Below are 23004 nucleotides of genomic sequence, written 5' to 3'. Positions count from 1 at the left end.
CGGGTGGCCAGTACCGGTCTGTTCCGGACCAAATCGATCGAGCAGTCAATGCAGGACACGGAGGAGCCAGAACACGCACTCAAAAAGTCCCTCTCCGCTCTCGACCTCACCGTTTTCGGGGTCGGAGTCATCATCGGTACGGGCATCTTCGTCCTCACGGGCAAGGTCGCCAAGGAGAACGCCGGGCCCGCGGTCTCCCTCGCCTTCGTGGTGGCGGGCATCGTCTGCGCCCTGGCCGCCCTGTGCTACGCCGAGTTCGCCTCGACGGTGCCGGTGGCCGGATCCGCGTACACCTTCTCCTACGCCTCGCTCGGCGAGCTGCCCGCGTGGATCATCGGCTGGGACCTGGTGCTCGAATTCGCCCTGGGGACGGCGGTGGTGGCGGTCGGCTGGTCCGGCTACGTCCGCTCGCTGCTCGACAACGCGGGCTGGCACCTGCCCGAGTCGCTCAGCGGCCGCGACGGCGCCCACGGCTTCGGCTTCGACATCCTGGCGGCCGCCCTCGTCCTGGTGCTCACCGGCATCCTCGTGCTCGGCATGAAGCTGTCGGCCCGGGTCACCTCGGTCGTCGTCGCCGTCAAGGTGACCGTCGTCCTCATCGTGATCGTCGCGGGCGCGTTCTTCATCAAGTCCGGCAACTACTCGCCGTTCATCCCCAAGGCGCAGCCGCAGACCGCGGGCGGCAACCTCAAGGCCCCGCTCATCGAGCTGATGTCCGGCTACGCCCCCACCAACTTCGGCGTGATGGGCATCTTCACCGCCGCCTCGGTCGTCTTCTTCGCCTTCATCGGCTTCGACGTCGTGGCGACCGCCGCCGAGGAGACCAGGAACCCGCAGCGGGACATGCCGCGCGGCATCCTCGGCTCCCTGCTCATCTGCACGATCCTCTACGTGGCCGTCTCCATCGTCGTCACCGGCATGCAGCACTACACCGCCCTCTCGGTGGACGCGCCGCTCGCCGACGCCTTCAAGGCCACCGGCCACCCCTGGTTCGCCGGCGTCATCAGCTTCGGCGCCGCCGTGGGTCTGACCACGGTGTGCATGATCCTGCTGCTCGGCCAGACCCGGGTGTTCTTCGCGATGAGCCGGGACGGGCTGCTGCCCCGGTTCTTCTGCCACGTCCACCCGCGCTTCCGCACCCCGCACCGGCCGACCATCCTGCTCGGCGTGATCATCGCGATCGTCGCGGGCTTCACCAGCCTCAGCGAGCTCGCCGAACTGGTCAACATCGGCACCCTGTTCGCCTTCGTCGTCGTCGCGATCGGCGTCGTCATCCTGCGCCACACCCGCCCCGACCTGCCCCGCGCCTTCCGCACTCCGCTGGTGCCCTGGGTGCCCGCGGCCGCGGTGGCCGCCTCGCTGTGGCTGATGCTCAACCTGCCCGCCGAGACCTGGATCCGGTTCGGCGTCTGGATGGTGATCGGCGTCGTCGTCTACTTCGGCTACGGCCGCAGTCACAGCCGGGTCGAGGCCCGTGTCGGACGCGACTCCCAATAGCCCGCGCCGCACACAACTCCCAGTAAACGGAGCCCGATTCCGCCGCGGCCCCGTATGTCCCTCGTGAACAGGGCGTACGGGGCCGCGTTCGTGCTGTGCGGCGACGGTTCGCTCGGCCCGCTCCGTCTCGCCGCGGCCGCCGCCCAGCTCCTGACCGCGCTCGCGCTCGCCTCCACCGCCCGCCGCCGCTGGGGCGACCGCGCGGGCCGGGCGGCCGGCGTCCTCTACCTCCTGGTCTCGGTGGGGCTCAACCCGGAGGACGCCCAGGCCGCCACCTTCGAGGTGTTCATGCTGCCCTTCACGGCGGCGGCCGTACGGACCGCGGACCGCGGACCGCGGCCGGTGGACCCGGGCCGGCCTCGCGGTCGCCGGAGCCTGCCTCACCAAACAGACCGGCGGCGCGGCCCTCGCCCCGTCACCGGGTCCGAACTCCACGTCCTGCTGCGGGGGTTGACCAACACCGCCATCCTGTCCGCCGGCTGTGCGGGGCTGCTTCCGCCGGTCGTGCGGGTGCTGCGCGTCGCGCGGACCGGCGCCGCCGATCTGTGGCTCTGGCTGATCGCGTCGGCGGGGGCCGTCCTGCTCGGTTTCCACTTCTTCGGCCACTACTACCTCCAGCTCATCCCGCCCCTGGTGCTGCTCGCCACCGGCGCGCTCCAGATCCTGCCGACGTACGGGCTCACCAGCGCGCTGCTCACCTCCGCCTGCGCCTGCGCCCTCTTCGTGCTGTGGGGCCTGCTCGCACCCCGCCCGGCCCCCGGCCCTCGTCGTGGACGACTCCCGGGGCAAGCCCTTCGCCCCGGACCTTCTCTCCACCCTGCGCCGCTTCCTCGCCTCCCGGTACGAGCGGAGCGCCGTCGTCGACGGAGCCGTCCTCTACGCACGTGCCGACTGAACTCACCCGACCGGGTGAACGACCACGAGCGGAACCTCGCCCGCCGCCCTGGTGCCGAGTGACGAAAAGCCGCACGTGGGGACGGAAATCCCGGGGGAAAACAAGGGCCCATACCAGTGTTATGGTCGGCAGAAAGTCGCTGGTTTGCTGGACCCGGACGCGTCGCGCGGATCCGGTGGGGAAAGGTGGTCGTGGACCATGGCACTGAGGTCTCGACAGACATCGGGCGGGGAGCCCGCCAGGTCCGGCGGCATCGTCACCGCGCCGACCCGCGCCACCCCGGTCGTGGCGACCGAGGACGGCCGCCCCACCGTCACCGGCTGGCTCCGGCTCGGCAAGGACGGCCGGCTCTCCGCGTACGCGCCCGCCGCGGGCGGCGTGGCCCGCTGGACGGAGTCGTCGCCGGGCGGCGCCTGGACGGGCCCCGAGCTGGTCGCACCGGGCAAGGGCCTCCAGTCGCACCTCTCGGTCGCGCAGGGCGCCGACGGCTATGTGCACATGACGGCGCTGCGGCACACCCCCATGGAGGACGGCGGCACCTGGGTCGAGCTCGTCCACGCCATCCAGTACCAGACGGGCCGCCCGGTCAAGAACTGGGCCGTGGTCGGCTCCCCCTACCCCCGCCGCGACTGGGAGAAGGGCCTGAAGATGGGCCACCCCTCGGTGGGCGTGGACTCGGCGGGCAACGCCCAGATCGTGGTGCGCAACGCCTTCGGCGGGGTCTCCGCGCGAGGCCAGGAGCCGTCCGGCAAGTGGGCGGGCTGGGCCGACCTCAACGGCAACGGCGCCGACCGGTCGATATCGGTCGTGGCGGGCGAGGCCGGCCGGATGGTCCTCCACGCCCCGTCCAACACCGGCATCATGCGCTTCGAACGGGCCGCCGCGGACGCCGAGTTCGAGGAGATCGAGAAGCTGGCGGGCGACCCGGAGACCGGCACCATCGCCGGCCTGGTCACCGGCGAGGGCGGCCGGGTCACCTTCTTCCTGCGCGACGCCAAGTCCGGCGAGCTGCGCGCCTGGCGCGGCGACGGCCCCACCGAGTCGCTCGGCGGCCGGGGTTCGGGCCCGGTCGCGCTGCTGCGCAAGGAGATCGACGGCGTCGACTGCACGGTGCTCGCCCAGCGGGACCGCGACGGCCGCCCCGCGATAGCGGCCTACCCGACCGAGCAGGAGGACGCCGGAGTCACCTGGACCCCGACCGGCGAAGTCTGCGCGGGCGCCCCGGCATTGACGCTGGACGCAGACGGCCGGATCGTCCTCGGCGTGTTCACCCCGGAGGGCGGCCTGCGCATCACCCGCCAGCGCACGGACGAGCCGGGCCTGGCCCTGGAGGCCTGGCAGCAGGTCTGACGCACACCGCACCGCACGGGGAGGCCCGGGACCGCATGATCGGTCCCGGGCCTCCGCGCGTGAAGAGACCCGTACATCCATGACGTACCGTCAACAACCTTGTCCGGACCGGGAGTTGAGCACGACAAAGGCCCCGCACCGAAGTGCGGGGCCTCTGCTGTGGAGCGGTGTTACGCGGGGACGCTCGCGACGCCCTGCGCCAGGAACTTCTTGCCGTTCACGCGCTCCGAGACGCCTTCGCGGTCCAGGTACGGCGTGATGCCGCCCAGGTGGAAGGGCCAGCCGGCGCCCGTGATCAGGCAGAGGTCGATGTCCTGGGCCTCGGCGACGACGCCCTCGTCCAGCATCAGACCGATCTCCTGCGCCACCGCGTCCAGGACGCGGTCCCGGGTCTGCTCCTCGGTCAGGGCGACATCGCCCTGCTTGAGGAGAGCGGCGACCTCCGGGTCCAGCTCCGGCTTGCCGGAGTCGTAGACGTAGAAGCCGCGCTTGCCGGCCTTCACGACCGCGGCCAGGTTCTCGGAGACCGTGAAGCGGTCCGGGAAGGCGCGGTTGAGGGTCTCGGACACGTGCAGGCCGATGGCCGGGCCGACCAGCTCCAGGAGCACCAGCGGCGACATCGGCAGACCGAGCGGCTCGACGGCCTTCTCGGCGACGGCGACCGGGGTGCCCTCGTCGATGACGTTCTGGATCTCGCCCATGAAGCGGGTCAGGATGCGGTTGACGACGAACGCCGGGGCGTCCTTCACCAGGACCGCGGTCTTCTTCAGCTTGCGCGCGACGCCGAAGGCCGTGGCCAGCGAGACGTCATCGGTCTGCTCGCCGCGGACGATCTCCAGGAGCGGCAGGATCGCGACCGGGTTGAAGAAGTGGAAGCCGACGACCCGCTCGGGGTGCTTCAGCTTCGACGCCATCTCGGTGACCGACAGCGAGGAGGTGTTGGTGGCGAGGATCGCGTGCGCCGGGGCGACCGCCTCGACCTCCGCGAACACCTGCTGCTTGACGCCGATCTCCTCGAAGACGGCCTCGATGATGAAGTCGGCGTCCGAGAAGCCCTCGGCCTTGTCGAGGACACCGGAGACCAGGCCCTTGAGACGGTTGGCCTTGTCCTGGTTGATCCGGGACTTCGAGAGCAGCTTGTCGATCTCGGCGTGGACGTAGCCCACACCCTTGTCGACGCGCTCCTGGTCGATGTCGGTCAGGACGACCGGCACCTCAAGGCGGCGCAGGAAGAGGAGGGCGAGCTGCGAGGCCATGAGACCGGCGCCGACGACACCCACCTTCGTCACCGGGCGGGCCAGGTTCTTGTCCGGGGCGCCGGCCGGGCGCTTGGCGCGCTTCTGGACCAGGTTGAACGCGTAGATGCCGGACCGCAGTTCGCCACCCATGATCAGGTCGGCGAGCGCGGTGTCCTCGGCGTCGAAGCCGGCCTGGAGGTCGCCGTCCTTGGACGCCGCGATGATGTCGAGGGCGCGGTAGGCGGCCGGGGCGGCGCCGTGCACCTTCGAGTCGGCGATGAAGCGGCCCTTGGCGACGGCCTGGTCCCAGGCCTCGCCGCGGTCGACCTCGGGGCGCTCGACGGTGACGTCGCCCTTCAGGACGTTCGCGGTCCAGATGAGGGACTGCTCCAGGAAGTCGGCACCCTCGAAGAGGGCGTCGGCGATGCCGAGTTCGAAGACCTGCTTGCCCTTGAGCTGGCGGTTCTGGTTCAGCGAGTTCTCGATGATGACCGAGACGGCCTTGTCGGCGCCGATCAGGTTGGGGAGCAGCGTGCAGCCGCCCCAGCCCGGGACGAGGCCGAGGAAGACCTCGGGCAGCGAGAACGCGGGCAGCGCCTTGGAGACGGTGCGGTAGGTGCAGTGCAGACCGACCTCGACACCGCCGCCCATCGCGGCACCGTTGTAGTACGCGAAGGTCGGCACGGCCAGCGCGGAAAGGCGCTTGAAGACCTCGTGCCCGCCCTTGCCGATGGCGAGCGCGTCCTCATGCTTCTTCAGCAGCTCGACGCCCTTGAGGTCGGCGCCGACCGCGAAGATGAACGGCTTGCCGGTGACACCGGCGCCGACGATGGCGCCCTCGGCGGCCTCCTTCTCGACCTGGTCGATGGCGGCGTTGAGGTTCGCCAGCGAGCCAGGGCCGAAGGTGGTCGGCTTGGTGTGGTCGAAGCCGTTGTCGAGCGTGATGAGCGCGAAGCGCCCGGCGCCGTAGGGCAGTTCGAGGTGGCGTACGTGCGCGGACGTCACGACCTCGTCCGGGAACAGCTCGGCCGCGCCCTTGAGAAGCTCAGCGGTGGTGGTGCTCACTTGCTGCCTCCGGCGTCCTTGTGGTGCGGGTTCTCCCAGATGACCGTGGCGCCCATGCCGAAGCCGACGCACATGGTGGTGAGGCCGTAGCGGACCTCCGGCTGCTCCTCGAACTGCCGGGCCAGCTGCGTCATCAGGCGTACGCCGGAGGAGGCGAGCGGGTGGCCGTAGGCGATGGCGCCGCCGTACTGGTTGACGCGCGCGTCGTGGTCGGCGATGCCGTAGTGGTCCAGGAACGCGAGGACCTGGACGGCGAACGCCTCGTTGATCTCGAAGAGGTTGATGTCCTCGATCGACAGGCCCGCCTTGGCCAGCGCCTTCTCGGTCGCCGGGATCGGGCCGTAGCCCATGACCTCCGGCTCGACGCCGGCGAAGGCGTAGGAGACGAGGCGCATCTTCACGGGGAGGTTGTTCTCCCGCGCGAATTCCTCGGACGCGATGATCGACGCGGTGGCGCCGTCGTTGAGGCCGGCCGCGTTGCCCGCGGTGACGTTGCCGTGCACACGGAACGGCGTCTTGAGGCCCGCGAGGCTCTCCAGGGTGGTGCCCGGACGCATCGGCTCGTCGGCGGTGACGAGACCCCAACCGGTCTCGCCCACCTCGGAGTTGGTGTTGCGCACGGAGATCGGCACGAGGTCCTGCTGGATCTTGCCGTCGGCGTACGCCTTGGCGGCCTTCTCCTGCGAGCGCACCGCGTACTCGTCGGCGCGCAGCTTGGTGATCTGCGGGTAGCGGTCGTGCAGGTTCTCGGCGGTCATGCCCATGAAGAGGGCGGACTCGTCGACCAGCTTCTCGCTGACGAACCGCGGGTTCGGGTCGACGCCCTCACCCATGGGGTGGCGGCCCATGTGCTCGACGCCACCGGCGATCACGGCGTCGTACGCGCCGAAGGCGATCGAGCCGGCGACCGAGGTCACGGCGGTCAGGGCGCCCGCGCACATGCGGTCGATGGAGTAGCCGGGGACGGACTGCGGGAGGCCCGCGAGGATGCCGGCGGTGCGGCCCAGGGTCAGACCCTGGTCACCGATCTGCGTGGTGGCCGCGATGGCGACCTCGTCGATCTTCGCGGGGTCGAGGGCCGGGTTGCGGCGCAGCAGCTCGCGGATCGCCTTGACGACCAGATCGTCGGCCCGGGTCTCGTGGTAGATGCCCTTCGGGCCCGCCTTGCCGAACGGGGTGCGGACGCCGTCGACGAAGACGACGTCCCTGACGGTACGAGGCACGATGGCTCTCCTCCAGGGTGCGGGGTGGCACTGCACTGCTGCGCACGCGACTGAGCGCGCGCTCACCCCGCCCATGCTACTTACGAGTAACCAAACTGCCCAGCCCCGGGGGCGGGAGCGTCGAACGTCACACTCCGGGTGACCGTGCCGGGGCTCCGCCCCAGACCCTGGGATGCCCCACCCCGCCCCTTCCCGCTGTAACACTCTGCGGCTCCGCCGCGTGGCCTCCGAGGGTGAAGGACCCTGAGGCTCCGCCCCAGACCCCGTTAGCGCCTTAAGGGCGCTCGTCCTCAATCGCCGGACGGGCTGGGGCGGGCTGATGTACGAGTTCGGCGGGGTGGGCTGGGGTGGGCTGGTGTCCGTGTGCGCCGGGCGGGCTGAAGCTGCCCGCGCGGGCCGGTGTTGGCCCTGCTAGGGGCGCGGGGAACTGCGCGACCAGCCACGCACGGTCCGCAGCCGAAGCCACCACGCATCACCGGTCGCAGCCGAGCTGTCACCCATCGCCCATCACCTACCCGCACTCTTACCCCACCCCCGGCGGGTTTAGGGAAGGGGCGGGGTGGGGCTCAACGGGGTCTGGGGCGGAGCCCCGGCGCACCACGCCCGGCTAGCCGCAGGTCAGGGTTGCTCCCGCCCAGTCCCCATGGTCCAGCCCGTTCCCGTCGCCGCCGTCGGTCACGACCAGGTCGATCACCTGCGCCCCGGACACGTCCGCGGCCAGCGGGATCGCCGCCTGCCGCCCCCGCAGCACCGCCGTCGCGGCCACGGGACGCCCGTCCGCCAGGACGGAGAAGGCCACCGAGCCGCCGCCACCCGTCTCGTCGTCCACCCCCACGGACGCCGTGAACCGCGAGCACGCCCCGCCGAGGAACACCGTCACGTCCCCGTTCGCGTGCACCCCGAGGCCCTTCGCGTACGGCACGCCCGCGATGGACATCGCGCGTCCGTCACCCGCCGCGTCCTCCCCGTTGGAGGTGTTGCGCTCCACCGGCCCCCACCCGTTCGTCGCGGTGAAGTCGAGATCGGCTACGTCGTGCGCCCCGGCCCCCGGCGAAGGGGGCGGGGAGGCCACACCCACCGCGGCGGACGCCGTGCCGCCCCGGTACCGGACCGCCGCCGAGAGCACCGAAGACCAGGGCCTCGAACCGCCCGCCGCCGTCACCTGCCAGGTGCGCGTCACCGTGCGCCCGGCCGGCACGTCCCCCAGCGGCTGGGTGAGGGGCGTGGAGGCCGTCCAGCCGTCGGGCAGCCGCATCGTGAGAGAGGCGTCCCGGGCCGTGGTCCGGCGCGGCGCGAAGGACGCCGTCACCTCGCCCACCGCGCCTCGCGCGATCGCGTCCGGCGCAGCGATCCGTACGTCCGCGCCCGCCCGGGGATCCCGGTTCGCCGTCGCCGACCAGCCCGGCGAGGCGATGTCCCCGTACCGCAGCGGCGTCGTGTGGTTCCCGTACGCGTCCAGGGTCACCTTTCCGAGCCCGTCGCCGGCCGCGTCCTCGCCGATCACCGCGATGGCGACCGTGTTGTGGCCGTGGGTGCGCAGCATCCCGGGCTGCACCGGGAACGACTTCTGCGGCCCGAGGTCGTTCACGTACAGGCCGGTCATCCAGCCGTTGACGTAGACGAGCGCCCGGTAGTGCTTCGCCTTGTCGTCCGAGATCGTCAGGCCCAGCGGTACGTCCTGACCCTGCGGCAGATCGAGGTCGAAGCCGGTGCGGTACCAGGAGACCCCGGCCGCGCCCGCCCGCGTGTCCGGCAGGGACGTGGCGGGCCAGCCGCCGTCCGGGTAGCCGGGCAGGTGCATGCCCTGGCGTTCGCCGTACAGGCCACCGGTGTTGAGCCCGCCGCGCACCGGGTCGACGAGGTCCTCGCCGCCGAGCGCGCCCTGCAGCCGCCAGCCGATCTGCTTCGCCGAGCCCACGAGCCGCACCGAGGTCAGGCCGCGCGGCTGCTTGTGGCTGTCGTCGGCCGACCAGTCCTGTTCGTGCGCCATGTCGGCCGCGAGCACCGCGAGGACGTTGTCCTTGCCCGCCTTCAGGACCCCGCCCGGCACCGCGAACAGATGGGTCGCGTCGGCGGAGCTGCCCAGATACGTGCCGTTCAGCCACACCAGGTACGAACCGCCCTTGCCCGTACTGGCGTTGACCTGGATCCCGGACTCCGATCCGGCCGCCGTGAAGTGGCCCCGGTACCAGATCGACCCGGCATGGAAGCCGTAGTCGTCCGCCGAGAGCGCCGGCTTGTCGGCGGCCCGCCACGCCGCGTCGTCGAACCCGGGCGCCGCCTCCGGCGTCTCGCGCTGGACCTTCCAACTCCCCAGCGAGGGAAGGGAGACCGGCTTGGGTCCGGCAAGCAAACTGCCCGTCGTGTCGAGCGCGCCCGGCGCGGGCCGCCCGTTCCAGCTGACGGACGTCGCGGGCGCGCCGGTCAGGACGTGCAGCGAGGCAGCCTTGTCGGTGTCCCCGGTGAGCTTCAGTACGCCCCTGTCGTACGAGGCGGTCCTCAGCAGCTCCGGACCGCTCGCCAGGACCGGCCCCTGCGGGGTGTCGAGCCGCCAGTACGTGTCGGCTGTCGCATCGTCAGAAAGCAGTAGAAGAAGTGGAGTTGAGCCGTCGGACGGGGTGATGAGGATCTGGGTCAGACCGTCGTGGGTGTAGTTGAGGCGCAGATCGCCGCTCGTCGCGTCCCAGGTCTGCTTCACCTGTCCGCTCAGCACCCGCACGCCGGGCCGCGCCGCGTACCGCAGCACGCTCTCGCCGTCCTGCCCGTGCCGGCCGTAGAGCAGCGCCACGTCCCGCGTGCCGAACGTGCCGTGCGTCATGAGCTCGGACGTCGAGTACCTCAACCGCTGGTGATCCATGGCGTAGTCGGAGACCAGTAGCTTCGAGTCGCGGCCGTCGACGGTCAGGGCCGTGCCGGGCTCCTGCGGCACCGATGCGTACCCGCCGAGTGCGAGGTGCGTGGTGTCCTTCGCCTTGTTGTTGACGTCCTTGTGCCGCACGACCGTGATCGTGGTGCCGTCGTCGGGGTTGCGCCGGTCGCGGCGCAGCACCGCGGTGTTGTCGGGCGCGCTCGCCGTCACGCCCTCCGTCTTCGTCAGCGGCGCCACCGACTGCACCAGATACCCGAGCCGCTTGTCGACCAGGTACTTCTCGCTGAGCTGGCGGTCCTCGCGGATCGGCGCGCCGTAGTCGTAGGAGCTGTAGACCGCGCTCGGCGAGGGCAGCCAGCCCCAGGAGGTGCCGCCGTAGGCCATGTAGAAGTTCTGCATCGTGGCGCCCGAGGCGATGTTGTTCTCGTACGCGGCCTTCTCGAAGTCGCCGTCGGTGAGCCGGCGGCACTTGTCGAAGCCGGGGCCGCCCCACGGGTCGAAGGAGCCGCCCTGGAATTCGGCCAGAAACAGTGGTTCGTCGCTCTTCTTCGCACCGGACAGATCGGGCAGCCCGTGCCAGGTGTCGGGGCTGGAACAGTTGAAGCCCTGCGGGTAGGAGTCGTGCCCGTCGATGTCGAGTTCCTTGGCGAACACGCCGTTGTGATTGCCCGTCAGCGGCACCGTGATGCCGTCCGCGTGCGCCTTGTCGACGAGGTGCTGGATGTAGGCGTGGCCGTCGGGGGTGTCCTGGTAGTACTCGTTCTCGACCTGGTAGGCGATCACCGTGCCGGTGCCGTTGGTCAGCTGGTGGCGGGCCAGGATCGGGTCGATCTTCGAGAGCCATTCGTCGGCGGCCGCCAGATAGTCGGGCGCCGTGGTGCGGGCCTTGCCCTTCTGGGTGACCAGCCAGCCGGGGAAGCCGCCGCCGTCGGTCTCGGCGTTGATGTACGGGCCGGGGCGGGCGATGACGTAGATCCCCACCTCCCGCGCGATGTCGAGCAGCTTGTCGACGTCGCGGACGCCCGTGAAGTCGTACACCCCGGGTTTGGGCGAGTGGAAGTCCCAGTCGAAGTAGATGGAGGCCGCGTTGAAGCCGCCCGTCTTCATCTTCTGCAGGACGTCGCGCCACGCGTCGGGGCTGGGCAGCCGCCAGTAGTGGAACTCGCCGGACCAGATGGAGAGCGGCTTGCCGTCGATGGTGAGGGCGTGGTCGTCGTGGCCGACCGTGTGGGCGGCGGGCGGCGCCTTCGGGCGGGCCTGTGCGGTGGGCGCGGTGGCGGTGAGGCCGGCGGCGCCCAGGGCGAGCACGGTGGTGACCGCGAGAGCCGCCGCGCGTAATGGCGTGCGCATGTCATTCCTTCCGTGGTGCGGTGCACTGAAAGAATCTGATGCGGCGCACAGCCTAAAGCTGTTCGAGGCTGTTGGATACGGTCCGGTCTTGGGGAATTCTGGGCCCGCGGCGCCATGGAGGTGCCGCGGGCCCGACCCGTTCAGCCGGTCAGGACTTGGCCGGGGTGGCCGTCAGTGCCGCCGAGAGCAGCGGCGTGACCTGCTCGATCTGCCAGCGCCTGGCGCCGTACGCCGCGAGCGCCTCGGCGACGGCGGCCTCGGAGCGGTCGCCCGGCGGCTCCCAGCAGACCCGGCGCACGGTGTCCGGGGTGATCAGGTTCTCCTGCGGCATGTTCAGCCGCTCGGCGAGCTCGGAGACGGCCGCGCGGGCCGCCGAGAGCCGGGCCGCCGCGGCCGGGTCCTTGTCCGCCCAGGAACGCGGCGGCGGCGGGCCCTGCAACGGCTGGCCGGGCTGCGGGAGTTCCGCCTCCGACAGCGCCTTCGCCCGGTCGACGGCCGCCTGCCACTGCTCCAGCTGACGCCGGCCCATCCGGTGCCCGAAGCCGGGCAGCGCGGTCAGCGCGTTCACGTGCGCGGGCAGCGCGAGCGAGGCCTCGATGATCGCGGAGTCGCTCAGCACCTTGCCCGGCGAGACGTCACGGCGCTGCGCCACCTTGTCGCGGGCGGTCCACAGCTCGCGCACGGCGGCCATCTGCCGGCGCCTGCGCACCTTGTGCATGCCGGAGGTGCGGCGCCAGGGGTCCTTGCGGGGCGGCGCGGGCGGGGCGGAGGCGATCGCGTCGAACTCCTCGCGGGCCCACTCCAGCTTGCCCTGCCGGTCGAGCTCCTTCTCCAGCGCGTCGCGCAGATCGACCAGGAGTTCCACGTCGAGGGCGGCGTAGCGCAGCCAGGGCTCGGGGAGCGGCCGGGTCGACCAGTCGACCGCCGAGTGGCCCTTCTCCAGGGCGTACCCGAGCACGCTCTCGACCATCGCGCCGAGGCCCACGCGCGGGAAGCCCGCGAGCCGCCCGGCGAGCTCGGTGTCGAAGATCCGGGAGGGGACCATGCCTATTTCGCGCAGGCACGGCAGATCCTGGGTCGCGGCGTGCAGGATCCACTCGGTGTCCGAAAGTACCTCCCCGAGGGCGGAGAGATCGGGACAGCCGACGGGGTCGATGAGCGCGGTGCCCGCGCCCTCCCGGCGCATCTGCACGAGGTAGGCGCGCTGCCCGTAGCGGTAGCCGGACGCGCGCTCGGCGTCCACGGCCACGGGGCCGGTGCCGGCCGCGAAGGCGGCGACCACTTCGGCCAGTGCTTCATCGGTGGCAACGACAGGCGGAATGCCCTCTCGGGGCTCCAGCAAGGGAATCGGCGCCTTGTCGACGTCGTCCGGGGGAGCGCCCCCGGTGGTTCGCAGTGCTGTCTCTGCTGCGGTCTTATGGGCGTCGGTCACCTGTCAAGGGTATCTGTGTATGCACGTCGCCCGTCGACGGAACGTTCCGTCGACGGGCGCGCGAGGGTCGTAAACCAGTCAGTGGATGATTCCGGTACGCAGCGCTACGGCCACCATGCCGGCGCGGTCACCCGTGCCGAGCTTGCGTGCGATCCGGGCGAGGTGGGACTTGACGGTCAGGGCGGACAGCCCCATGGAGACGCCGATCGCCTTGTTCGACTGGCCCTCCGCAACCAGCCGGAGCACCTCGACCTCGCGGCCGGAGAGCTCGCGGTAGCCGCCCGGGTGACTCGGGGCACCCGGGGGGCGGCGGTGCATACGGGCGGCCGCGGCGCCGATGGGGGCGGCGCCGGGACGGCCGGGGTGCCCGACGTTGGTGCGGGTACCGGTGACGACGTAGCCCTTCACACCGCCGGCGAGGGCGTTGCGTACGGCGCCGATGTCGTCGGCCGCGGACAGGGCCAGGCCGTTGGGCCAGCCCGCGGCTCGGGTCTCGGACAGCAGGGTCAGCCCGGAACCGTCGGGCAGGTGGACGTCGGCAACGCAGATGTCGCGCGGGTTGCCGACGCGGGGACGGGCCTCCGCGATGGACGACGCCTCGATGACGTCACGTACTCCGAGCGCCCACAGGTGACGGGTGACGGTGGAGCGGACTCGGGGGTCGGCAACGACGACCATGGCCGTCGGCTTGTTCGGGCGGTAGGCGACCAGGCTTGCGGGCTGCTCAAGAAGAACGGACACCAGGCCTCCTGGAAAGGTGCGGGACGAAGCCGGCTCGGGGATGAAGCCGGGGCGAACCGTGCAGTTAGGGTCACAAACCTCTTCGGCACCAAACCCCTCGGCCTTTAGAGAATGATCACGATTTGGTGAGAAACATTTAGGGCAATTCGGACGCGTGCTCGATCGTCGAGTAATCGGCGGGGCGCCCGGACCCGAGCGGGGGCCCGCGGAAACGGCCTGCGCCCCACCAGAGGCGGGGCGCAGGCCGTCAGGAGGGGTGCGTCAGCGGGGGTCGCGGCGCTGCGGCAGGGTGACGACACCGCTGCCCGCCTCGGTCGGACCCGACACCGGCGGCAGGCCCGCGATCTGGCACAGCAGATCGCACCAGGCCGCGAGGTGGCCCGCCGTGTCCGGCACCCCGCCCAGGCCCTCGCGCGGCGTCCACGACGCCCGGATCTCGATCTGGGTCGCCGGAAGCCGTTCCGCGAGCCCGCCGAAGTAGTGCGAGCCGGCCCGCGTGACCGTGCCGCTCGCCTCCCCGTACGAGAGTCCGCGCGCGTCCAGGGCGCCGGTCAGCCACGACCAGCAGACCTCGGGCAGCAGCGGGTCGGCCGCCATCTCCGGCTCCAGTTCGGCCCGTACGAGGGTGACCAGGCGGAAGGTGCCCTGCCAGGCGTCGTGCCCGGCGGGGTCGTGCAGCAGGACGAGCCGGCCGTCGGCCAGGTCGTCCTCGCCCTCGACGACCGCCGCTTCCAGGGCGTAGGCGTGCGGCGCGAGACGCTGTGGCGGACGGGTCTCGTCCACCTCGATCTCGGGGCGCAGTCGCGCCGTGCGCAGTGCGTCGACGGCCTGACGGAAGGGGATCGGAACGGTGGTCCCGTCCGCGGCTTCCCTGCCGTCAGCGCCATCCGAAGTTCGTCCCTGAGCGGCAGCCATGCGGGGAAGACTAGGCGGAACGGGCGCCCGGCGCCGGTAGGGACACCCGGCCCGGGGCAGCGGCTTGCGGCCACATGCGAAGATTCTGGGCGTGAGCGCCAACGACCGCCCTGTGGGCCAGCCGAACAGCAAGACGCACGACTCCGCGTTCCTCAAGGCGTGCAGGCGGGAAGCCGTCCCGCACACGCCGGTCTGGTTCATGCGCCAGGCGGGGCGGTCGCTGCCGGAGTACCTGAAGGTGCGCGAGGGCATCCCCATGCTGGAGTCGTGCATGCGGCCCGACCTGGTCACCGAGATCACGCTCCAGCCGGTGCGCCGGCACAAGGTTGACGCGGCCATCTACTTCAGCGACATCGTGGTCCCGCTCAAGGCCATCGGCATCGACCTGGACATCAAGCCGGGCGTCGGCCCCGTCGTCGCCGATCCGATCCGGACCCGGGCCGACCTCGCCCGGCTGCGCGACCTGACCCCCGTGGACGTCCACTACGTCACCGAGGCGATCGGCATGCTGACCGGCGAGCTCGGCGCCACGCCGCTCATCGGCTTCGCGGGCGCCCCGTTCACGCTGGCCAGCTACCTCGTGGAGGGCGGCCCGTCCCGCAACCACGAGAACACCAAGGCCATGATGTACGGCGACCCGGAGCTGTGGGCCGACCTGCTCGACCGGCTCGCCGAGATCACCGCCGCCTTCCTCAAGGTGCAGATCGAGGCGGGCGCCTCCGCGGTCCAGCTCTTCGACTCCTGGGTGGGCGCGCTCGCCCCCGCCGACTACCGGCGCTCGATCCTGCCCGCCTCGGCGAAGGTCTTCGACGCGGTCGCCTCCTACGGCGTCCCCCGCATCCACTTCGGCGTCGGCACGGGCGAACTGCTCGGCCTGATGGGCGAGGCCGGCGCGGACGTCGTCGGCGTCGACTGGCGCGTCCCGCTCGACGAGGCGGCCCGCCGGGTCGGCCCCGGCAAGGCGCTCCAGGGCAACCTCGACCCGGCCGTCCTGTTCGCCCCGACCGCGGCCGTCGAGGCGAAGACCCGCGAGGTCCTGGACGCCGCCGCCGGCCTGGAGGGCCACGTCTTCAACCTGGGCCACGGCGTGCTCCCGTCGATGGACCCGGACGCGCTGACCCGCCTGGTCGCGTACGTCCACGAGCAGACCGCCAAGTAGCGGCTTACCCGGCGGCGCGCACGGCCGACGCCGCCTTGCGTGCCGCCACCAGGACCGGGTCCCACACCGACGAGAACGGCGGGGCGTACCCGAGGTCCAGGGCCGTCATCTGATCCACCGTCATACGGGCGGTCAGGGCGACCGCCGCGATGTCGATCCGCTTGGCCGCGCCCGCACCGCCCACGATCTGCACGCCGAGCAGCCGCCCCGTGCGCCGCTCGGCCAGCATCTTCACCGTCATCAGGGCCGCGCCCGGGTAGTACCCGGCGGTGTTGGTCGACTCGATGGTCGCCGTGACGTACTGGAGGCCCTCCTCCCGCGCCTCCTCCTCCAGGAGGCCGGTGCGGGCGATCTCCGTCTCGCAGACCTTGGTGACGGCCGTGCCGACCACGCCCGGGAACGTGCCGTACCCGCCGCCCACGTTGGAGCCGATGACCTGGCCCTGCTTGTTGGCGTGCGTGCCGAGCGCGATGTGGCGGTGCCGGCCCGACACCAGGTCGAGCACCTCGACGCAGTCGCCGCCCGCCCAGATGTCCTCGTGCCCGCGCACCCGCATCGAGGTGTCCGTGCGCAGCGCGCCCGCGACGCCGAGCGGCAGCCCGGCCGCGCGGGCCAGTTCGGTGCGGGGCGTGACGCCCAGGCCGAGCACCACCACGTCCGCCGGGTACTCGGCGGACTCCGTCGCCACCGCGCGCACCCGCCCCGACCCGGCCGTAAGAACCTTGGTGACCTCCGCGCCCGTGACCACCCGGATCCCGGAGCGCTCCATCGCCTCCGTGACGCGCCGGCCCATGTCCGGGTCGAGCGAGTGCATGGGCTCGGGGCCGCGGGTCAGCAGCGTCACCTCGAAGCCGCGGGCGAGCATCGCCTCCGCCATCTCGATGCCGATGTAGCCGCCGCCCACCACCACCGCGCGCCGCTCCCCGACCGCCTCCAGGCTCTCAAGGAGGGCCCGGCCGTCGTCGATGGTGTGCACCCCGTGCACCCCCGGGGCGTCGATCCCCGGCAGCGCCGGCCGCACCGGCCGCGCCCCCGTCGCGATGACGAGCTTGTCGTACGAGGTCCACTCCTCGGCGCCGGACGCGAGGTCGCGCGCCCGCACCCGGCGGCCCGCCACATCGAGCTCCGTCACCTCCGTACGCATCCGCAGATCGATCCCGCGGGCCCGGTGCTCCTCGGGCGTGCGGGCGATCAGGTCGTCGTGGCCCGGCACGTCGCCGCCCACCCAGTACGGGATCCCGCACGCGGAGTACGAGGTGAAGCCCGAGCGCTCGAAGGCGACGATCTCCAACTCCTCGGGGCCCTTCAGCCTGCGGGCCTGCGAGGCGGCGGACATGCCCGCCGCGTCACCGCCGATGACCACCAGTCGTTCCGCCGCCATGGGGGTTGCCTCCGATCGTGAGCCGCTCCGGATCCGCCTTCTCCTGGTGAAGATACGTACCGGGGGAGCGGGGAATTCCCCGCCCGGCCGGTGGCCTCTCGGGTGTTGATCCCGCAGGCCGGTCAACTCGCCTGCGCCGAAAGGGAGTTGATCAAGGGGCTGGGACTCGTTTCAGGGCGCCGGCCGGGGTCTGAGACAGTGGAGGCATGGACAACGCCGTCACCCGCGCCCCGCACATCGTCGTCGTCGGAGGCGGAATCTCCGGACTCGCCGCCGCCCACCGGCTGCTCGGGGCCGGCGCCCGGGTGACCGTGCTCGAAGGCAGCGCGGTGCTCGGCGGCAAGCTGCTCGCCGGGGAGATCGCGGGGGCGCCCGTCGACCTCGGCGCCGAGTCGATGCTGGCCCGGCGCCCCGAAGGCGTCGAGCTCGCCCGCGCGGTCGGCCTCGGCGACCGGTTGCAGGCGCCCGCCACCGCGGCGGCCTCCATCTGGACCCGGGGCGCGCTGCGGCCGATGCCCAAGGGCCATGTGATGGGCGTGCCCGCGCAGCCCGGCACCCTCCACGGCATCCTGTCCGCCGAGGGTCTGGCCCGCGTCGAGCAGGACCGCGAACTCGCCCCGACCGAGGTCGGCGAGGACATCGGCGTCGGCGAGTTCGTCGCCAAGCGGGTCGGCCGCGAGGTCGTCGACCGCCTGGTGGAGCCGCTGCTCGGCGGCGTGTACGCGGGCGACGCGTACAAGATCTCCATGCGGGCCGCCGTCCCCCAGCTCTTCGAGGCGGCCCGCACCCACGACTCGCTGCTCGACGGCGTCCAGGACATCCAGGCGAAGGCCGCGGCCAAGCAGCAGAGCGGCCCGGTCTTCGCGGGCCTCGACGGCGGCCTCGGCACGCTGCCCGGCGCGGTCGCCGACGCGGTGCGCGCCCAGGGCGGCGAGATCCGCACGGAGACCCCCGTGCTCGGCCTCACCCGGACCGCCGACGGCTGGCAGATCCGTACCGACACGGAACTCGTCGAGGCCGACGGCGTGATCCTCTCCACCCCCGCCTGGTCCGCCTCCGCGCTGCTCGCCGCCGAGTCGCCGGTCGCGGCCGCCGAGCTCTCCGAGGTCGAGTACGCCTCGATGGTCCTGGTCACGCTCGCGTTCCGGCGCGCCGATCTGGCCGGGTTGGAGGAGCGCTCCGGGTTCCTGGTGCCGCCGGTGGACGGCCGCACCATCAAGGCCTCCACCTTCTCCTCGTACAAGTGGCAGTGGGTGAAGGAGCGCGGCTCGGACCTGTTCGTGCTGCGCACCTCGATCGGGCGCTACGGCGAGGAGCAGCACCTGGACTGGGACGACCCCGATCTCGTGGACGTCTCGCTCGGCGATCTCGGCGAGGCCGTCGGCCTGTCCGCCCGGCCCGTCGCGACCGAGGTGACCCGCTGGATCGGCGGGCTTCCGCAGTACCCGGTGGGCCATCTCGCCAAGGTCGCCCGCATCCGGGCCGAGGTCGCCAAGCTGCCCGGACTGCGCGTCTGCGGCGCCGCGTACGACGGTGTCGGCATCCCCGCGTGCGTCGCGAGCGCCCGGCGCGCCGCGGACGAGATCATCGCCACGTCGACCCTGGCGCGGAACACCCAGAGTGACGCGGGACAATAGCCACATGAGTGCTGCTCCGGAAAAGATTCCCAACGCGGGGAAGAAGGCGAAGGACCTCAACGAGGTCATCCGCTACACCCTGTGGTCTGTCTTCAAGCTGCGCGACGTACTCCCTGAGGACCGGTCGGGCTACGCCGACGAGGTCCAGGAGCTGTTCGACCAGCTCGCCGCCAAGGACATCACCGTCCGCGGCACCTACGACCTGTCGGGTCTGCGCGCGGACGCCGACATCATGATCTGGTGGCACGCGGAGACCTCCGACGAGCTCCAGAGCGCGTACAACCTGTTCCGCCGCACCAAGCTGGGCCGCGCGCTCGAACCGGTGTGGTCGAACATGGCGCTGCACCGGCCCGCCGAGTTCAACAAGGCGCACATCCCGGCGTTCCTCGCCGACGAGCACGCCCGCGACTACGTGTCGGTGTACCCGTTCGTGCGCAGCTACGACTGGTACCTGCTGCCCGACGAGGACCGCCGCCGCATGCTCGCCGACCACGGCAAGATGGCCCGCGGCTTCCCGGACGTGCGGGCCAACACGGTCGCCTCGTTCTCGCTCGGCGACTACGAGTGGCTGCTCGCCTTCGAGGCCGACGAGCTGCACCGCATCGTCGACCTGATGCGTCACCTGCGCGCCTCCGAGGCCCGCATGCACGTCCGCGAAGAGGTGCCGTTCTACACGGGCAGGAGGAAGTCCGTTGCCGATCTCGTCGCCGGGCTCGCCTGACGGCCTCCGGCCGGGGGTCCGGGGGTTGTCCCCCGGGGGATGCGGCACCGGGCGCCGCAAGAGCGTGGCCGACCTCGTGGCCTCACTGGCCTAGCAAGACCAGGTGACCGGGGTCCGCGCCACGCGAGCGGACCCCGGTCACCCCTGACCCGGAAGATCAGAGAGCGGGCAACACATGCCCCGGCCTGCCGGCTGCCCGCTCGTCCAGCGACACCGGGTTCGGCTCCGGGTGCGGCGCGCACGATGCGCGCCGCACCGGCGTCCGACCGTTCAGCAGATAGTCCTCCACATAGCCGTTCACGCACCCGTTGGCGCCGCCCGCGATGCCGTGCGTGCCGGCGTCCTTCTCCGTGACGAGTACGGAGCCCGGCAGCCGCCGCTGGAGTTCCAGCGCCCCGTGGTACGGCGTCGCCGCGTCCCGCTCGGCCGCCAGGATCAGCGTCGGCGGCAGCGCCCCTTCCTCGGCCCGTACGTCCACCGCCTTCTGCTGCGGGGCGGGCCAGTAGGCGCACGGCAGGTTCATCCACGCGTTGTCCCACGTCTCGAACGGCGCGAGCGCCGCGAGCTTGCTGTTGTCGCGGTCCCACGTGGCGAAGTCCGTCGGCCACGCCGCGTCGTTGCACTCCACGGCCGTGTACACGGCGTTGCCGTTCTCGTCGTCGTGCGCCGACTCCGCCTTGGGCGCGGCCTGTTCGACCAGCGGCTTCGGATTGCCCTTGAGGTACTCCGACAGGGCGGTCGCCCGGCTCGACCAGTAGTCGTCGTAGTACCCGGCCTTGAGGATCGCCGCCTGCAGCTGCGCGGGCCCCACCTTGCCGCCGGCCGGTTCGCGGGTCAGCGCGGCCCGCACCTTCTCGTAGCTCTCCAGCACTTCGGCGGGCGTGCCGCCCAGGTGGTAGACCGCGTCGTGCTTGGCGACCCAGGTGCGGAAGTCCTTCCAGCGGCTCTCGAAGGCCAGCGACTGGTCGAGGTTGTTGCGGTACCAGATCTGCTGGGGATCCGGGTCGACCACCGAGTCGAAGACCATCCGGCGGATGTGCGAGGGGAACAGCGTCGCGTACACCGCCCCGAAGTAGGTGCCGTACGAGGCGCCCATGAAGGTCAGCTTCTTCTCACCGATCGCGGCCCGCAGCACGTCCAGGTCACGCGCGTTGTTGATGCTGGTGTAGAAGCGCAGCGCCTCCCCGGCGTTGCGCGCACAGCCCTGCGCGTACGCCTGGGCCTGCGCGATCCGCTCCTTCTTGTACGACTCCGAGGGGTACGAGGGCGACTCGGTCGGGGCCTTGGCGAAGTCGGCCGGGTCCTGGCAGGACAGCGGCGCCGAGCGGGCCACCCCGCGCGGGGCGTAGCCGACCAGGTCGTACGCCCCGGCGATGCGCTTCCAGCCGGCGAGTTGGGCGACCATCGGGAAGTACATGCTGGAGGCGCCGGGCCCGCCCGGGTTGAACACCAGGGCGCCCTGCCGCCCGGCGCCCTTGGCCCTGGCCCGGCTGACGGTGAGGGCGATCTGACGCCCCGTCGGCTGGGCGTAGTCGAGCGGGACCTCGACGGTGCCGCACTGGACCGAGGCGGGCAGCGACTCGACCTGCGGGCAGCGGCCGAAGTGGATCGGGGCCGCGGCCGCGCGCTGGGCGGCCGCGGCCACGCCCCGGGCCTCGGCGGTCAGCGGGTCGGCGCTGCCCGCGGGCGCGGCGACGAGGGCGGAAAGGACGAGGGAACCCAGGGTTCCGTACAGCGCTACAGCTCTCATCGCCGGTGCATCCCTTTCATGCTGCGGTACTAAAGAAGTACATACAGATCAAAAGGGACTACTTCACACGGGGTGAAGTAAAGCAGCGGGGCCGTGCGGGGTGCGGTCATTGACCCCGATGCGCGAAGCGGCCGCTCGTCAGGGCGCTGCGCAGTTGGGGATCGTCCACCGCCCGCAGGCCGCGCACCGCGACCGCGGTGAGCGGATCGCCCGCCGGGTCGAGCCCGCCGAGCAGCCGCTGGCCGTCGGGCGAGGCCCAGCGGGTGTACGGATGGATCTCCACCCGGGCGATGGCGAGGCAGCCGAGCGTGAGGACGAGGGGGAGTGCGAACCAGGCGGCGATCTCGCCCCGCCCGGTGTCGCCTTCGCCCGGCATGAGCAGCGCACTGATGGCGAGCACGGAGATCAGCAGGGTGGCGCTGCGCACCGCCCGCACCGAGGAGCTGACCCCGGACCGCACGGCGTCCGGGACGGCGAGGCCGGCCCCGGCGAGCCGGTCGGCGAGCGAGCGCACCGCGTCGGCCGCGGCCGCGCCGGCCCGTATCACCGCTATCCGCTCCTGGCCGCCGGGCCCGATCGCGGTGAGGACGGACCGCTCCAGGTCGTCGCGGCCCTCGGGGTCGACGACGGTGGCCCAGCCGGTGTGCGCGAGCAGCAGTCGGTGGGTGCGGTGCATGGAGACGAGGGTGAGGTCGGCGACCCGGTAGGGGCCGCCCGCCAGGAACGCGGCCTCGTAACAGGACAGGCCCCGCTCCCCGTCCGGCCTCGGTTGGGGACGGGCCGCGGCGACGGCCGCGAGACACAGGCGGCCACAGGACAACCCGGCCGCCACGATTGCCGGCAGAAGGAAGAGGACCCAGAACATGGCCGAGTTGTATGCGAAGTTGACGCTTCGCCGCCACAGCCTGTCCACAATTTGGACGTCGGGTTATCGCTTCGTTACGGAGTGTGGGAGGCGGGGTCCGGTGACGCCTCGTCCTTCGGGCGCGAGGCGGCCGGTGGTAGCGGGAACGACGGCCAAGCGCTGTTGGAGGGCGGGGGCGTGAGGGGGGCCGGGCTCGTCAAGGTGGCCCCGGGCGTGGGCGGCGGCGGCCCGGTGGGGCTCGCGGTCGCGGCGCCCCGCGCGAGCGCGTCGAAGTCGACGAACCCGGTCGCCTCCAGCATCTTGATGTGGTCGAGGACGGTCGTGTTCGCGTCGTCGGCGAGCCCGCGCACCAGCGAGTTGCGGGTGTTGGCCCGGATCTGCGCGACCAGCGCGAACACCTTGCCGTGGGCGGCGCGCAGGAGGTTCGCGAAGTCCCGCTCGTAGGTGATGCCGGTGTCCGCCGTCAACTGGCGCAGCCAGCCCTGCTGCTGGGCGTTGGGCTGGTCCGGCAGCTCCATGCCCAGGTCGGCGGCGACCTCGCGGACCCGGGCGTCGAGGAAGGCGTGCCCGTCGACGAGGTGCTGCCCGGCCGCCTTGACCGCGGCGCTGGGGTCCCGCTCGATGGCCTGCTGGCCGGCCGGCCCCTCCCAGAGCCCGGCGAGCCGCACCCGGACCACGAAGTCCCGGTCGGCGGCGGACAGTGGGCCCCAACGAGTCGCCACCGTACCGGCGTTGAGATCGGCGAGCGGCGTGCCGGAGCGGTCGGCGTACGACCAGACGGGGAAGAGCAGCGCGAGCAGGGTCGCGGCAAGCGCGATGACGACGAGCCCGGTACCGGACAACAAGCGACGCATGGATGCCTCCTGGTGCGGTGCCGCACGGTAGTGCGGGTTCCGCTGATCCCGGAGGCGGTTTC

The 23004-nt window shown here is 71.9% G+C and carries 16 protein-coding genes; 6 read left to right on the top strand and 10 right to left on the bottom strand.

Annotated elements, in window-relative coordinates:
- The first annotated feature begins 48 nt into the window (after window positions 1–48).
- The 3 genes from OHA17_RS09890 (at window position 49) to OHA17_RS09880 (ending at window position 3742) form a co-directional block, all read left to right on the top strand.
- Window positions 49–1497, top strand: a complete 1449-nt coding sequence (locus OHA17_RS09890) for an amino acid permease (RefSeq protein ID WP_406505915.1) — start codon at window positions 49–51, stop codon at window positions 1495–1497.
- A gap of 54 nt (window positions 1498–1551) precedes the next feature.
- Entirely contained in the window at window positions 1552–2454 is a 903-nt protein-coding gene (locus OHA17_RS09885) for a hypothetical protein (protein WP_406505913.1), read from the top strand.
- 136 nt (window positions 2455–2590) lie between these two features.
- Window positions 2591–3742, top strand: a complete 1152-nt coding sequence (locus OHA17_RS09880) for a hypothetical protein (RefSeq protein WP_406505911.1) — start codon at window positions 2591–2593, stop codon at window positions 3740–3742.
- A 170-nt stretch (window positions 3743–3912) separates the two neighbouring features.
- Here the strand turns inward: OHA17_RS09880 and OHA17_RS09875 are convergent, their stop codons facing one another.
- From OHA17_RS09875 to OHA17_RS09850, 6 genes are all read right to left on the bottom strand, one after another.
- The gene (locus tag OHA17_RS09875) at window positions 3913–6045 is read right to left on the bottom strand and encodes a 3-hydroxyacyl-CoA dehydrogenase NAD-binding domain-containing protein (RefSeq protein WP_406505909.1); all 2133 of its coding nucleotides are present in this window, start codon (window positions 6043–6045) and stop codon (window positions 3913–3915) included.
- The gene (locus OHA17_RS09870; RefSeq protein WP_406505907.1) at window positions 6042–7268 is read right to left on the bottom strand and encodes a thiolase family protein; all 1227 of its coding nucleotides are present in this window, start codon (window positions 7266–7268) and stop codon (window positions 6042–6044) included. The genes OHA17_RS09875 and OHA17_RS09870 overlap by 4 nt, the downstream gene beginning before the upstream one ends.
- Window positions 7269–7875: 607 nt before the next feature.
- Window positions 7876–11487, bottom strand: coding sequence for a beta-galactosidase (locus tag OHA17_RS09865; protein ID WP_406505905.1), 3612 nt, complete (start codon window positions 11485–11487; stop codon window positions 7876–7878).
- A 148-nt stretch (window positions 11488–11635) separates the two neighbouring features.
- Complete coding sequence (locus tag OHA17_RS09860) at window positions 11636–12919, bottom strand: HRDC domain-containing protein (RefSeq protein WP_406505903.1); 1284 nt, start codon at window positions 12917–12919, stop codon at window positions 11636–11638.
- Between the two features lie 78 nt (window positions 12920–12997).
- Window positions 12998–13660 carry a response regulator transcription factor gene (locus OHA17_RS09855; protein ID WP_053729434.1) on the bottom strand — a complete coding sequence of 221 codons (663 nt, stop codon included), beginning with the start codon at window positions 13658–13660 and terminating at the stop codon, window positions 12998–13000.
- 261 nt (window positions 13661–13921) lie between these two features.
- A complete protein-coding gene (locus tag OHA17_RS09850; RefSeq protein ID WP_053729433.1) occupies window positions 13922–14575 on the bottom strand; it encodes a DUF3000 domain-containing protein in 654 nt (217 codons plus the stop codon).
- Between the two features lie 91 nt (window positions 14576–14666).
- Here OHA17_RS09850 and hemE point away from each other — a divergent pair, with 91 nt between their 5' ends.
- Window positions 14667–15734: a uroporphyrinogen decarboxylase gene (gene hemE, locus OHA17_RS09845; RefSeq protein ID WP_406505901.1), complete on the top strand. Its 1068-nt coding sequence runs from the start codon at window positions 14667–14669 to the stop codon at window positions 15732–15734.
- Window positions 15735–15738: 4 nt separating this feature from the next.
- Here the strand turns inward: hemE and OHA17_RS09840 are convergent, their stop codons facing one another.
- A complete protein-coding gene (locus OHA17_RS09840; protein WP_406505899.1) occupies window positions 15739–17115 on the bottom strand; it encodes an FAD-dependent oxidoreductase in 1377 nt (458 codons plus the stop codon).
- 206 nt (window positions 17116–17321) lie between these two features.
- Here OHA17_RS09840 and hemG point away from each other — a divergent pair, with 206 nt between their 5' ends.
- Both hemG and hemQ read left to right on the top strand, forming a co-directional pair.
- Window positions 17322–18752, top strand: coding sequence for a protoporphyrinogen oxidase (gene hemG, locus OHA17_RS09835; RefSeq protein WP_406505897.1), 1431 nt, complete (start codon window positions 17322–17324; stop codon window positions 18750–18752).
- A gap of 4 nt (window positions 18753–18756) precedes the next feature.
- The gene (hemQ, locus tag OHA17_RS09830) at window positions 18757–19473 is read left to right on the top strand and encodes a hydrogen peroxide-dependent heme synthase (protein WP_189965643.1); all 717 of its coding nucleotides are present in this window, start codon (window positions 18757–18759) and stop codon (window positions 19471–19473) included.
- Between the two features lie 157 nt (window positions 19474–19630).
- Here the strand turns inward: hemQ and OHA17_RS09825 are convergent, their stop codons facing one another.
- The 3 genes from OHA17_RS09825 to OHA17_RS09815 all read right to left on the bottom strand — a co-directional run bounded on the left by OHA17_RS09825 (window position 19631) and on the right by OHA17_RS09815 (window position 22942).
- The gene (locus OHA17_RS09825) at window positions 19631–21223 is read right to left on the bottom strand and encodes an alpha/beta hydrolase (protein ID WP_406505896.1); all 1593 of its coding nucleotides are present in this window, start codon (window positions 21221–21223) and stop codon (window positions 19631–19633) included.
- A 106-nt stretch (window positions 21224–21329) separates the two neighbouring features.
- Window positions 21330–22088 carry a TIGR04222 domain-containing membrane protein gene (locus OHA17_RS09820; protein WP_406505894.1) on the bottom strand — a complete coding sequence of 253 codons (759 nt, stop codon included), beginning with the start codon at window positions 22086–22088 and terminating at the stop codon, window positions 21330–21332.
- Window positions 22089–22162: 74 nt separating this feature from the next.
- On the bottom strand, window positions 22163–22942 hold the full coding sequence (locus tag OHA17_RS09815; protein ID WP_406505892.1) for a DUF4142 domain-containing protein: 780 nt from the start codon (window positions 22940–22942) through the stop codon (window positions 22163–22165).
- Window positions 22943–23004: the final 62 nt, after the last annotated feature.

It is taken from the genome of Streptomyces sp. NBC_00212 (genome assembly GCF_045206365.1).
Lineage (GTDB): Bacteria > Actinomycetota > Actinomycetes > Streptomycetales > Streptomycetaceae > Streptomyces.
The sequence above is the reverse complement of the archived record's forward strand: the minus strand, read 5'-3'. Positions and strand labels throughout refer to the sequence as shown.